At 59.5% G+C, this 13,785-nt stretch carries 10 protein-coding genes; 4 read left to right on the forward strand and 6 right to left on the reverse strand.

Annotation, left to right across the window (positions count from 1 at the left end):
• From leuS to FGU65_RS10170, 4 genes are read right to left on the reverse strand one after another with little or no spacing between them, the layout of a single operon-like run.
• Complete coding sequence (gene leuS / locus FGU65_RS10155; RefSeq protein ID WP_437344445.1) at nt 1-2,775, reverse strand: leucine--tRNA ligase; 2,775 nt, start codon at nt 2,773-2,775, stop codon at nt 1-3.
• Between the two features lie 43 nt (nt 2,776-2,818).
• Nucleotides 2,819-4,696: a PINc/VapC family ATPase gene (locus FGU65_RS10160; RefSeq protein ID WP_301664348.1), complete on the reverse strand. Its 1,878-nt coding sequence runs from the start codon at nt 4,694-4,696 to the stop codon at nt 2,819-2,821.
• Between the two features lie 24 nt (nt 4,697-4,720).
• Nucleotides 4,721-5,086, reverse strand: coding sequence for a phosphoribosyl-AMP cyclohydrolase (gene hisI / locus FGU65_RS10165; RefSeq protein WP_301664349.1), 366 nt, complete (start codon nt 5,084-5,086; stop codon nt 4,721-4,723).
• 7 nt (nt 5,087-5,093) lie between these two features.
• Complete coding sequence (locus tag FGU65_RS10170; protein WP_367652379.1) at nt 5,094-5,864, reverse strand: A24 family peptidase C-terminal domain-containing protein; 771 nt, start codon at nt 5,862-5,864, stop codon at nt 5,094-5,096.
• Between the two features lie 278 nt (nt 5,865-6,142).
• Between FGU65_RS10170 and FGU65_RS10175 the strand changes: the two genes are divergently transcribed.
• From FGU65_RS10175 to FGU65_RS10190, 4 genes are read left to right on the forward strand one after another with little or no spacing between them, the layout of a single operon-like run.
• Nucleotides 6,143-6,835: a hypothetical protein gene (locus tag FGU65_RS10175; protein WP_301664351.1), complete on the forward strand. Its 693-nt coding sequence runs from the start codon at nt 6,143-6,145 to the stop codon at nt 6,833-6,835.
• The gene (locus tag FGU65_RS10180; RefSeq protein ID WP_301664352.1) at nt 6,822-9,518 is read left to right on the forward strand and encodes an ATPase, T2SS/T4P/T4SS family; all 2,697 of its coding nucleotides are present in this window, start codon (nt 6,822-6,824) and stop codon (nt 9,516-9,518) included. The genes FGU65_RS10175 and FGU65_RS10180 overlap by 14 nt, the downstream gene beginning before the upstream one ends.
• Nucleotides 9,515-10,438, forward strand: a complete 924-nt coding sequence (locus FGU65_RS10185) for a type II secretion system F family protein (protein WP_301664353.1) — start codon at nt 9,515-9,517, stop codon at nt 10,436-10,438. Before FGU65_RS10180 ends, FGU65_RS10185 begins: the two co-directional genes overlap by 4 nt.
• Nucleotide 10,439: 1 nt before the next feature.
• The gene (locus FGU65_RS10190) at nt 10,440-11,483 is read left to right on the forward strand and encodes a type II secretion system F family protein (protein ID WP_301664354.1); all 1,044 of its coding nucleotides are present in this window, start codon (nt 10,440-10,442) and stop codon (nt 11,481-11,483) included.
• A 283-nt stretch (nt 11,484-11,766) separates the two neighbouring features.
• On the opposite strand, the gene yciH is transcribed toward FGU65_RS10190, so the two are convergent.
• Together yciH and FGU65_RS10200 are read right to left on the reverse strand one after the other, a co-directional pair.
• On the reverse strand, nt 11,767-12,072 hold the full coding sequence (gene yciH, locus FGU65_RS10195; protein ID WP_301664355.1) for a stress response translation initiation inhibitor YciH: 306 nt from the start codon (nt 12,070-12,072) through the stop codon (nt 11,767-11,769).
• A 43-nt stretch (nt 12,073-12,115) separates the two neighbouring features.
• Nucleotides 12,116-13,759, reverse strand: a complete 1,644-nt coding sequence (locus FGU65_RS10200) for an adenosylcobalamin-dependent ribonucleoside-diphosphate reductase (protein WP_301664356.1) — start codon at nt 13,757-13,759, stop codon at nt 12,116-12,118.
• Between the last annotated feature and the right edge of the window lie 26 nt (nt 13,760-13,785).

Consider the following 13,785-nt stretch of genomic DNA (forward strand, 5'->3'; position numbering starts at 1 on the left):
TTACTCGATTACAATTGCGGGCTTGAAGGGGAGGGCTCCGGATGCCTTCGGGTGCCCGCTCTCTTCGGCCGTGAGGATCCGCACCGGCACGCAAAACTCCTTTGCTAGGAATTCGCTTGCACCCTGCAGAACCGCACGTTCGTCGATCGAGGTCTCCAGGAGCTGCTCCACGAGCTTGGGCGGGAACTTCAGGACGAGTTTGGTGATCTGCTGCGCCGTATCGGTTGCCGCGCGGCCGCGCTTGCGCATCTCTTCGTCCTTCATGACCTCCCTGACCACCCGGGTCTTGTCGGCGGTTGTGGCTACCGTCCGGAAGATCTCGTGTTTCCATGCGGGCGCCACAATGAGGTTGATCGAGGCGGGTTCCATGGGGATGAGCCTGACGATCGACTCGATATCCTCCACCGTTCGGAGGAGGAGCTCCTCGGCAAGTTCTATCTCCGGGTTGACCAGCGCCTCGTCGGTCACCGGCCAGTCTGCGAAGGAGACCATGCCCGGTCCTTCGAGGTGTTTCCAGAGCGTCTCGCAGGTGAAGGGGATGAACGGTGCTAGGAGCCGCACCCATGCCCGGCAGAGATCCTGAAGAACAGCGCCGCCGATCCCCTCCGGAAGCCGCCGCCGATACCATTTCAGATCGGACTCGATACCGAAGAATGCCTCCTGGAGTGCCTGCCTGGTCTGGAACGCCTCCATCGCTGTGGTTGTGCTGCCGATCCGCTGCTGGAGCCTGCTCTGGAGCCATGCATCGATGCCGGCGGTGCCTTCGGCGTCCTTTGCCTCCATAATGGTGTTCCAGAAGCGCTCGATCTGCCTTCTCGTTGAAGAGACGAGTTCGTTGCGCCAGTCGAAGTCCTGCCACGGCTCGGCGCTCCCCACCAGGAACATCCGGACCGTGTCGGCGCCGAACTCCTCGATGGCATCTTCGAGCAGGAAGACGTTCCCCTTGCTCGAGGACATCTTCGCCCCGTTCAGAAGACCCATGCCGAAGACCACCATCCCCTGCGGCTGCAGGTCATGCGGGAAGATTGCCCGGTGGTGGAAGAGCTGGAAGGTGAGGTGGTTTGAGATGAGATCCTTGGCGCTGAACCGGTAGTCGTAGGGGTACCAGTAGAGGAACTCGCCTCTGATAGCATCAAGCGTTGCACGGTCGACGGTCTCCGGTGCCCCCTGCCCAAGGAAGATGTAGTCGAAGACGTCCGGGGTGAGTTTCTCCGGGCTGATCGCCTTGAGATGGTGGGCGATGGTGTAGTAGGCCATGTAGATGGTCGAGTCCGAGAGCGGCTCGATGATCCACGCCGGGTCCCACGGCAGTTTTGTTCCGAGCCCGACCCGCCGGGTGCATGCCCAGTCCTTCAGCCAGTCGACCGTCCTGTCGAACTCTGCCCTGACCTCGGTCGGGACGAGCGCCATCTCAGCAAGCTGATCGTGGATCTCCGTCTTCCACGCAGGATCGCTGTACTCCAGGAACCACTGGTCGTGGAGAATCCGCACGAAGACCCTCCCGCCGCAGCGGCAGATGACCTGGCGGATGTCGAACTCGTACATGACGGTGGAGTCGTACTGCGCGATCATCGTCTCGGCCACGTCGTCACGTGCTTCCCGGACGGGTTTGCCGCCGTACTGGTCGTGCAGGCGTCCGCGTGAGAACTCGGCGCTGTAGACCTCCTGGGTGAGCGTCTCCATGGCGGGATCGTTCTGGTCGGTGATGCCTGCACGCTCGACGGCGTCTTTTGCCGGGAACTCGCCGTAGCCCTCGACGCTGATAAGCGAGATCGGCGTAATATCGGCGTACTTCCCCTGCTGTTGGAGGTCGCGGAGCGCGATGTAGTCGAAGGGTGCGTGGGCGGGCACGCTCATGACGATGCCGCTGCCCATATCCGGATCGACGAAGGAGGCGGGGAGGACGGGCACGTCGCCGGAGAGCGGGTGGGAGACGGTCTCACCGATCAGGGCGGTTCCCGGGACGTCCTCCATAACCCGGACGTCGTTGTCCTGCAGGCGGAGTTTCTCGGCGGCCTCGGGGCTGACGATCCACTCGCGTCCGTCGATCTTCGCCCGCACGTAGGTGGTGCCGGGGTTCACCCAGAGGTTCGTCACGCCGTACGTCGTCTCGGGGCGGAGCGTCGCGCACGGTACCAGGGCATCGCCCCACCGGAACATCACCAGGGTGAACCTGATGATCTCAGCCTTGTCGCCCTCGAGGAGGTCGTGGTCTCCGACCGGGTTTTCGCACTGGGGACAGTACTTCACCGGGTGGGCGCCCTTGACAACGTGATCCTCTTCGTGCAGGTGTTTGTACTGCCACTCGATGAACTTCGAGTACTGGGGGTCGATGGTGATGAACCGCCGCCGCCAGTCGATCGAGAGGCCGCACCGCTGCATGACCCGCGTGTACTCCTCGCTGAAGTAGCGGACGATCTCCATCGGGTCGATGAACCGGTCGAGGACGTCCTGGGGCACCTTGTAGAGGTTCCGGTACAGGCCGATGGTCTTCTTATCGCCGTTGGCAATCCGTTTTGAGATCCCGATGACCGGCGTTCCCGTGACGTGGAAGGCCATCGGAAAGAGCACCTGCTTGCCATGCATCCGCTGGAACCGTGCGATCACGTCCGGCACGATGTAGGTGCGCCCGTGCCCGACGTGCATGGCGCCGCTCGGGTAGGGATAGGCTACCGTCAGGTAGTATTTCTCCCTCTCTGCCGGATCGGCTTCAAAGGCATGATCCCATCGAGCAATCAGCTCTTTTTCGTTCTGGTGCATATCAACTCCGCTCAATAGAATTCCTCCGCAATTGGTTCGGTTCTCTCCGTATTACTCCTTATACCGGCCGCAGACGGATCGTCTCTCCTTCGTTGTACCGCTTGATCATCTCCTGGGCGATGGTGCTGTTCTTGGCGAGCAGGATATCGCCGTCATCGTTGACCGTCGCCGTGAAGAGATACTCCTTGCCGGCGAAGACATCGACGATCTTTCCTTTGTGTTCGGGGGAGATGATCGTCAGCTGCTTCTTGTCGATGCGGATCCGAATACCGCTGCTGACCTGCATCTCCTCCTCTGCCGGTCTCTTCGTCTCAAGCTCGCTCCGAGGTCTGATATCGATCCCGATACCGAGCTTGTTCACGATTGCCGCAACGTTTTTGCCGCCCTTTCCAATCGCGGCGGGGACATCCTTGTCCTCGATATAGACGACTGCTTTGTTGTCGCTCACGATCCGGACCTCGATCGGGCCTTCGGTATATCTCCCGATCTCGCGCTGGATCTCCTTCTCAGCCAGCCGCCATGAAACGTTCTCTTCCGGCTCCTGCGCTTCTACGGTCGGTTTCTGGGGTTCTTCAGGCGTTTCAGCCCCCTTTCCGATCGACATCACGATCGTCTCGCCTTCGTAGCGGAAGATCTCAATCTCCACGCTGCGCCTGCTATGCTCCCGCACCACGACGACCGGGCGCATGTGCATCTCGCCCGACAGCCCTTCGGGAACCTTGATGGTCAGTTCGAGATCGTAGATCTTGGCGATCTCACCCTTCAGGACGAAGATGATCGTATTGATGATCTGCGGCAGAACACTGTAATCGACACGGTCGCAGAAGCGCTGCAGGGCGTCGGCAACGCCCTGGGCATGCACGATGCCGACCATACCCATTCCCGCAAGCCGCAGATCCGCAAAGACGCTGAAATCCTCACTCTTTCGAAGCTCGTCGAAGACGACGTAGTCCGGGCGGACGAGGAGGAGCACCTCGGCGGTATTCGTCATGCTCCCGTCGAGGGCCGCGTACTGGGTGATGTGATCGGGCACCTGCAGGTCTCGCGGAGCCTCCATCGTCTTGATGATGGCGTCGTTGTCGGCGAGGAAGGTTGCGATGCTCTGTGCCAGCGTCGTCTTGCCCGTTCCCGGCGGTCCGGCGATGAGCACCCCTCTGCGGTCTCCGAGGATACGCCGTTTGATCTCGGGCGCCATGTTATAATCGTCGAGCGAGACGTCGATGAGCGGACGGACTGCCGTGATCTCCATACCGTCGGAGAACGGCCGTCTTGCGATGGAGATCCGCAGGGATCCGATCTGCACCACGGTGATGCCGCGCTTCTCCACTTCGATGAAGCCGTCGGGATCGCGCTTTGCCCGCTCCAGAATCTCCTGAGCCATATATCTGAGTTCGTGCTCGGAGAGCGGTGCATCCCTGAGGGTGACGAGCCGCATCTCTTTCAGTTTGCCCTTCCGTGCGATCGGGGGAACCCTCTCTTTGAGGGTGATCGCGATCGTCTCCTCGTCGAAGAACTGGTCGATTGAGAGTGGAGAGAAGTCTCCTATCTGCGGCCGGAGGTAGAGGACGTCGAGCCCCTTTGCCTTCGCAACCTCCGCCTGCACGAGATCGCTTGTGATGAACTTGGCCTCGTACTGGTGGGCGACACTGCGGATCAGCGCGTCGATCTCACCGCCGCTCGAGAGCTTCACCTGTTCCAGGCTCGGCCGCTCACCGGCGAACTTCAGTTCGATGAGCCCTTCGCCCGTCATTTTATAGAGTTCCTGGAGCTCGTTGAGCCCTGAAAAACCGATCTCCCGTCCCTGGTTCGCCTGAGCCTCGAGCTCCGCGACAACCGCTTCGGGGATAATTATTGTTGCGCCTCTATATTCACCATTTTTTATCATTGAGGTGATGCGCCCGTCTATCACGACGCTTGTATCGGGTACAATTTTCATAAAAATATCACCATATAGTTGAGGTCATTCACCCTTATTAGCATATACCTTCTCTGGATCAAAGACTCTCCCGGATATCTCTTCTCCGCCAATGGTTCTGTAGAAACAACTCATATGACCCGTATGGCAGGCCGCGCCCTGCTGCTCCACCTGGTAGAGGATGGTATCTTCGTCGCAGTCGACGAGTATTCGGATGACCCGCTGAACGTGGCCGCTCTCCTCGCCTTTCTTCCAGAGTTTTCTCCTGCTCCTGCTGTAGTAGTGTGCATACCCCGTATCCCTGGTGAGCCTGAGTGCCTCTTTGTCTGCGTATGCCAGCATGAGTACCTCGCGGGTGGCGCTGTCCTGGACAATCACCGGTATCGGCCCGCTGTCAAAGTTGATCGCCATATATGTATCACATTCCTGCCAGAGTTTTCATAATCCAGTAGAGGATATCCCCAATGAAGAGCGCTGTCATGAATCCTGCCGTGATCGGGATGATGAACGGTATGCCGTACGAGATCCATACCCGTCCGGCCTTCCGGTAGAGTGCGAGCTCCTCCCGGTGCTCTTCGGGGTGCAGCCGGAGGTCCTTTGTATACCGGCGCCCCTTTCCCGATGCCATCCGCCGGAGCGTCTCGGCAAACCCGACGAACCGTCGTTCTACGATCCCGTCTCTCTCTTCGATATCTTCCATCACAAACCCGAAGACGTTCTGGATGTTCCTGCCGTCGACGGGAAACCCGAGAAACAGATACGGGAGCGGTGCACGGTTCCCCTCTGCAATATTCCGGAGAAAGAGCGCCACCGGGGCGACGATATTGAGGATGACGGCGTTTGCAAGTACGGTGAATGGGAAGAATGCGTGCGGTGGAATGCCGAGGAGGGGTTCGACCGGAAAGAACGGCATCGCCGCGGTAATGACGATCAGGGCGTATGCATCTGCTCCCCCGAACATGTTGAGGGCTGCAAACGCGTAAAAAAATCCGCAGAACAGGGCGACTATGATGATATACGCAATGCCCGTCCGCCAGTCTGCAAGGATTGCCTGGCCGTAGATCAGGATGGCCATCGGTGCGGCAACAAGCAGCGCGGGCCGCCAGGTTTTGTGCGGCACGCGTCGCTCCTTCAGGTCCCGGTATGAGGCGTAAAGGAGGGTGATGCCGAAAGCAACTGCTGTGATCACGAGAGGCAGAATCATGGGACGAGTAGAATATGTGTCTTGGAGGTCTTATGTCTGGCGATTTCACCGCGTACGGCGGTCGGATGAACCGGGATTCAGGTGCTTCGGGGGCGGTCCTGCGGCAGCGCGGAAGGAGGCGCCCCGAATGGTATCCTGATGGGGTCGTCTCACGGCAATCGATCAGCGAAACCGTCCGTTTCGCCGTTATTTTTTGAATATCGTGCTCTATGGTGCTGTTGATGACGCGTAAATTATTAATAATTGTATATTGATTTGGTAATGTGGCTGCTGCTCTCAGGTGGGAGCGGTGTGTACACATACATTTGACGGTTTCGATGGATATACATGGTCTTATAGATGAAATTATCCGGCAATCGACGTATCTTGGGAATTTCACCCTTGACGAGCTGCTGCACTATTCTGCCGGGCAGAACTTCGGCGGTTTCGGCATATCGGAGAGAGGCGACACGACGTTTATGCTGGCCATAGTGGGCGGCGAACCTGAGGGGGCTCTCTTTGTTGATGCGAAAGGATCCCTCTTCGGGGACAAGGCGATCTACCAGCTTGAAGGGTCGGAGGAGTTCCGGCTCTACAAAGCAGCTCCACTCATAATCGACGCACTGGTTTCCCGGTGTCGGGTGTATGACCGCAGCCATATAAAACAGGGGGGCCTGGCGGACATACCCACGATTGCTACCGGTACCAAGCAGCGAATAGGGGTGCTCTGCCTGACCGTGGTCGATCGCCAGAACCCTGTAGCAGGGGTTCACGTCTCAATCAGAAAGGGAAAACTCGTACTCGCCACGGACGTAACGACGTCCAGCGGGCGTGCCTGTTTCAAACTGTTGAACGGGCGATATATCTGTGTTATATCCGGAAAATCCGGCGATTTCAGCCGTTTTGTGGTGGATTTCTCGGACGCGAAGCACGAATCGATTGTCGATATCGGGGGCACATTATATGAGAGCAAGTGATGACGCAGAAGACGAATTAATAGCGGCGGTCAGGAGTGTTCTCGCACAGAATGCCGTGAAAGGCGAGGAGAGCGACCTTTCCGCCAAAGAATCCGGGAGTGAAGAGGGAGAGGCTCCGCCGGTCGATAAGGATTCCACCGGTAAAAAGCCCTCCCCTCCCCCGGCCATGGAGAGGGCGAATTTTCGATCCATCGTTGATTCTGTTCTTGCCAAATCTGCTGCCGGGCTGCAGGGCGATCCCGTTGCAGATGCGAGTCCGGCGAACGGTGACGCCGACGGTGAGGAGGCGAGCGGCAGGAGACGGTCTGTAGGGCGTATTCCGCCGTCTTCGCCGGAGACACGCGGCGAGGAGGATTGCCGGGGCGCCGTCCCGGAGGTCTCCGGAGACGCCGCTCCCTCATCCGCCGAAAAGAGAAGTTTTCGATCTATCGTTGGTTCCGCCCGTGCCTTCTCTGGTGCAGGTACTTCTCCCGGAGAGGGCAATGCCGGTGCCGCAGAAGTTCCGGACAGGGCGGACCCTCCAGAGCAGGTCACGCCTCCTCCCCCGGAGAGAGGAGACGAGGGGAGATCGAAGAGCCCGCAAGAGGCCGCTTCTCCGGCCGGTGTCCGGCCGCCGTCTCCGCCGTTTGCCCGGAAGAGGAGCTTTCGGTCGATCGTTGATTCCGTTCTTTCCCAGTCCGCCGGGGATTTCGATGAACCGGCTGTTCCGTCTGAAGCTCCGGAGCCAAAGGCCGATCCTGAGATGAAGGGCGATCCCGGCACCGGGGCGGGCGACGGTATTCTGAACCGGGCAAGGAACATCAAACGTTCGTCTCCTGCTCCCGAGAACGTGGACGACGAAGAGGCCGGGGTGATCTCGGTCGATGAACTCGGTCACCTCGCCGACCTGATCCTCCCGAAGAGCGCGACGTTCGATATCGACGAGCTGCAGATCAGCAGAAACATTCACCACTTTGAGTTCGCTGAAGATGCCCGGGTTGCGTCCGAGTTTGACGACATATTTTCCCGGACGTTCTCTGCAACGGCGATCAGTGAAGCGGCAGAGGGGGCTGTCGCAGTTCCTGACGATACGGAGCAGTCACGGTTCGGTAGACTCCGCAAGGTGCGCCTGCCGAAGATCCGGCAGATCGTGGAGGAGTACGATCCGGCGGTGCACGGGCCGCTCGTCGATCTCTCCTTCAGGCCGCCGGTCGGCGTTGAGGAGATTGAGGCCTACGCCGTGAATGAACCCTATGCGTATATCCGGGTGATCTACGACAGCGCATCCCACGAGTACACCTACACGGTCATCGAACCGGTGCTCAATCCCGCTGAGATGGAACTTCTGGGCGAGATCAAAGAGCGTCTCTTTGAGACGCTGGACATCTCCGCCCGGGATATGACCCGGAAGACCGCCCGAAAAGCCCTCCGGGATGCATCAGACAGCATCATCGGCGATTACGGGATCAAGCTTTCGCCTGCGGAGCGGGAAAAGATCCTCTACAATGTCGAGAGGGAATTCCTCGGCGACGGACTCATCGATGCGATCATGCACGACAAATACATCGAGGATATCTCGTGCGACGGCGTGAACAGTACGATCTTCGTCTACCACACGACCTATGAGTCGATGAAGACCAGCCTGTCGTACCGGAGTTCGGCCTCACTCGATTCATTCGTTACGAAGCTCGCACAGCGTGCGGGAAAATATATCTCCATTGCAGAGCCGATGCTCGATGCCACTATGGGTGACGGTTCGCGTATCCAGATGACGCTCGGGTCGGAGGTCACCGCTCACGGTTCGACCTTCACCATCCGGAAGTTCCGGGAAGAGCCGATCACGCCGACCGACCTTATCGAGTGGCATACCTTCTCTCCGCTCGGGATCGCGTTCCTCTGGCTCGCGGTCGAGAGCGGCAAATCATGCATCTTTGCCGGTGGAACCGCATCGGGGAAGACCACGACGCTCAACGCGATATCGCTCTTTATCCCGCCGATGGCGAAGATTGTCACGCTCGAGGATACCCGCGAGCTGAAACTTCCACACCCGAACTGGATCCCAAGCATCACCCGCGACTCCTTCGCGAGCGATGGGCGGGGAGAGATCGACATGTACGAACTGCTCCGTGCCGCGCTCCGGCAGCGCCCCGAGTATATTCTGGTCGGTGAGGTGCGCGGCAAGGAGGCGCTGACGCTTTTCCAGGCGATGAGCACCGGTCACGTCACCTATGCGACGATGCACGCAGACTCGGTGGCGAGTGCCGTTCACCGTCTTGAAAATCCTCCGATAAGCGTACCGCGGAACATGCTCTCTGCTCTGAACCTGATCTCCATCCAGGTGCAGGGGCGGGTCGGCGGCCAGCGGATCCGCCGGAACAAACAGCTCATCGAAGTGCTGGACATCGACCCGAGGACGAACGAACTGATCACCAACGAGGTCTTCCGGTGGCACCCGTCCACCGATGAGATCCGCTACTCCGGCAAGTCCTACATCCTCGAGCAGATTATGGAGGATCGCGGCTGGGGCGAAGAGAGAATGCGGGAGGAGCTGAAACGAAGGCAGGAAGTGCTTGAGTGGATGCGGCTTCAGAAGATCCGGCACTATACGGACGTCTCGAAGATCCTGATCTCGTATTTCCGTGATCCGGAAGCGATCATCCAGCGTGTGCGAACGGATCTCTACGGCGAAGGGGGCGGGGCATGAACACCTTTGAGCGGTTCTGCTTCAATCTCGTCGGCACGCAGATGAAGGACAAGCGGGGGGACTACCTCAAGTTGCGCAACGACCTGATGAGCGCCCGCATGCGTACGCCGTTTGAGGCCTACATGGCTACCGCGTATATCTCCTCGATCGCGGTCGGCCTGATTGCGGCCGTGCTGATCGGCCTTTTCACGTTCCTCTTCAGGATCCCGGAGATGATCACCTACCGGGGTGCGGTGCCGGAGTTTCTCTACGTGCTCTCCGACTACCGTCTCATACTCGGTACGCTCATCATCACCGCCTTCTCACTCGCGGTATTCGGCGGGGTAACCTACCTGGTCTTCCTGATCTATCCCGGGATCGCTGCGGGCGAACGGCGGCGGAACATCGACGCCACGCTGCCCTATGCGATCAACTACGTCACGGCGATGTCGACGGCGGGCATCACGCCCGACGAGGTCTTCCGCCTCCTCGGGGAGAGCAGGATCTACGGGGAGAGTGCCGTGGAGGCGCGCTACATCGCACGTGAGATCGATTTTTTCGGCAAAGATCTCCTCGACGCTCTCCGTTCGGTCTCCATGGTGACGCCGAGCGACCGGATGAAGGAGTTTCTGCAGGGGGCGGTGGCGGCCATCTCCAGTGGGAGCAATCTCACCGAGTACTTCCGCACGAAGGCCCGCCAGTACTCGCTCGAGAATAACCAGCAGCAGAAGGCGTTCCTGGAGACGCTCGGGCTGATCGCCGAGTCGTATGTCACGGCCATGGTCGCCGGCATGCTGTTTCTGATCATCCTGCAGTCGATCATGACGATCCTCTCGGGGGACAGCGACCCGTTCTTCCTGTACGTGATCATCTACATGATCATCCCGTTCGGGAGCCTGATGTTCGTCATTCTGATCAGCTCGATGACCCCGGAGGTGTGATATGAGGTTCAAAGATGTCATGGATAACTTCCTGAACCGCGGGCAGACCCGGAGCGACGATCTCCCTGCTCCCGAGCTCGATACGATCGAACGCCATCAGCAGAATATCTTCGATAAGATCGAGTACCAGCGGAAATATCGTGTCGGTTTCGGCCGGTTTGTGAAAGATCCGGTGAAGTACCTCGTCGAAAACCCGGTGAATGTCCTCTTCATCTCCGTGCCGATTGCCCTTCTGGTGCTCCTCGGCGGGTTCATTAGCATGATTGCGTCCTACGGCTTCTCGGTGCTCTTCTCGACGACGATGATCGATGACGTCGCCGTCTTTGCACTGCTCATCGCCATCGTTCCGCTTGCGCTGCTCGATCTCAAGGAGTCGCGACGCGTCAGCAGTGTCGAGGAGTCGCTCCCGAACTTCTTCCGTGATGTTGCCGGGATGAACGACTCGGGCATGACGCTGCCGCATGCCATCCGCATCGTATCGGAGGGGGAGTATGGTGCTCTCACGCCCTATATCCGCAAGCTCGACAAGGAGATGTCATGGAGCGTACCGTTCGTGGATGCCATACGGCGGTTCGGCGAGCTGGTGCACACGCCGCTTGCGGCACGGAGCGTCGACCTGATCGCCCACGCCAGCGCAGCCGGCGGTGATGTCTCCGAGGTGCTGCGGGCTGCGGCAAACGACGCGTACGAGTTCTATAATCTCAAATCCGAACGGCAGAGCAGCATGCTGATCTACATGGTCATCATCCTGATGTCGTTCGTCGTCTTCCTCTTCGTCATCGCCGTCCTCTCGAGTACGTTCCTCGCCACCATGGCGGAAGCAGGCTCTGCGGTCAGTGCATCGGGAGCGGCGGCTGCCGGCAATTTTATGGGCGGCGTCGACCTCTTCCTCTACAACCGGCTCTTTGCGCACGCCGCCCTGATCCAGGGTTTCTTCTCCGGCCTTGCCGCGGGAGTCATGGGCGAGGGGCGGATGGTTGCGGGGCTGAAGTACTCCGCCCTGATGGTGCTCGTCGCCTGGATTGCGTTCCGGTTCCTGATATAATCCGGGCCTTCCCGGGGCATCTCTGTCCCGGGTTTTGGCCGTGCTCTTTTTCACGGTCGCCCGTATCCGGTCATGGTGCGGCGCAGATATGCCGGACGTCACACCCGGGGTGCACACCCGGCCAATACGGAGCCGGACTTCTGGGGTCTGTTCGGAAAAAGAGTAGAGGGACTGTGTATTCTAGTCCGGGACGGCATCGGCGGGCGATACAGGACTCTTGGCATATGTACATCTGGCAAAAAGAATGAGAACGCAGCCCCGGGAAAGAGGCTGGTCGTGGGATTCAACTGATATTATCCAGACTGTACCCCTTCTGGGTCAGCAAGTCCTTGACCCGCTCCCGGTGATTGCCCTGCAGCTCGATGGAGCTGTTCTTGACGGTGCCGCCGCAGGCGAGTTTTCCTTTCAGGTATTTTGTGAGTTCTTCCAGGTCGATGTCGTAGGGATCGAGGCCCTCGATGACAGTTACCTCTTTTCCATACCGGCGCCTGTTTATTTTCACAGTGATTCTCTGCTGCTCTTTTGCAACTTCTTCACAAATACACAGTTCTCTTGGCAGTCCGCATTTCGGACATATCCCACCATTCATTACAATGTACCTTTCAGCTCTCGTTATATATTTCTTGGCATGTTCAGGTGTCGATTGCGCACACGGGACATCCCTGTGCGAGGACTTGATCCGGGCGGCTGTTGTAGCGGTAGATGGTGATCCCCTTGCATCCGAGGCTGTGTGCCAGGTCAAAGACCTGCATGACATCGTCCGGCGTTGAGGGCCCCGGCATATTCACCGTCTTTGAGACGGCGTTGTCGACATGCTTCTGGAAGGCTGCCTGGATGCGAACGTGGTGTTCCGGGGCGATCTCCATCGCAGTTCGGAACAGCTCTCTCTGATCCTCGTCCAGCGGGAGATCCTGGATGCTGCCGGTCTTTCGGATCTGCGTCATGATGTCCATGCCTCCGATCCGGGCCGGCAGGTACTCCCTGATCAGGGGGCTGACAATATCAACCTTTTCCTCACCGATCTGCCGCGTGTGTGCAAGCGAGAAGACGGGTTCTATCCCGCTGGTGGTATCGGCGATGATATGGAGCGAACCGGTGGGGGCGATGGTGGTGACCGTTGCATTCCGCATCTCTTCAGCAAAGACGCTGTGGTCGATCGCCGGGAACGATCCCTTCCGCTCTCCGAGTTCGTGCGACGTCGCCCGTGCCTCTTCGTTGATGAATGCCATCACCGCTTCGGCGACAGCGACCGCCTCGCCCGATGCGTAGGGGATGCCGAGCCGGATAAGTGCCTCGGAAAATCCCATCACCCCGAGGCCGATCTTCCGGGTGGCCAGCGTCGCCTCCCGGATCTCGGGCAGGGGAAACCGGTTGATGTCGATGACCGCATCAAGGAACGCCACGGCCTTGCGCGTGACCGTGCGAAGCAGTTCTTCATCGAGATCGGTCTTCCTGATGCAGCGGGCGAGGTTGATGCTCCCCAGATTGCAGCTCTCGTAGGGGTAGAGGGGCTGCTCGCCGCAGGGGTTCGTGGCCTCGATCCTTCCCAGACCCGGCGTCGTGTTCGTCCGGTTGATCGCATCGAGGAAGAGCATCCCGGGATCCCCCGTCGCCCACGCCGCCGCCGCCACCGCCCGCCAGAGGTCGGCCGGTGCGATACTCTTCCAGACGCTCCCGTCCCTGGGGTTGACGAGGTCGTAGCTCTGGCCGGTCTCCCGGCAGCGGAAGAACCGGGCGTCGAGGCCCACCGAGATGTTGAAGTTTTGGAGCGACCCGTCGCGTTTGCTGTTCACGAAACGTTCGATGTCGGGGTGCGAACTTGCCAGCACCCCCATATTCGCCCCCCGTCGCCGCCCACCCTGCTTCACCGCCTCGGTTGCGGTGTTAAAGACGTGCATGAACGATATCGGGCCGCTTGCAACCCCGCTCGTCCCGTTGACGGCGTCGCCCGCCGGCCGGAGACGGCTGAACGAAAACCCGGTCCCCCCTCCCGATTTGTGGATCAATGCCATGTGGCCGAGAGTGGCGAAGATCTCCTGGAGCGTGTCTTCGACCGGGAGCACGAAGCATGCGGAGAGTTGCCCGAGCGGCGTTCCGGCGTTCATCAGTGTTGGGGAGTTCGGGAGGAAGAGACGGCGGCTCATGAGCGAGAAGTACTCCTGTGCCTCTGCATCGCCGACGGCACCGGCGACCCGCCGGAAGAGATCCGCGGGGGTCTCGCCGGGGAGGAGGTATCGGCTTTTGAGGAGATGCAGTGCTGCTCCCGAGAGTTTCATGTGGGATAGAAGAACGCTGCTCTTAA

This window comes from Methanoculleus frigidifontis (assembly GCF_030464345.1).
Taxonomy (GTDB): Archaea; Halobacteriota; Methanomicrobia; order Methanomicrobiales; family Methanoculleaceae; genus Methanoculleus_A; species Methanoculleus_A frigidifontis.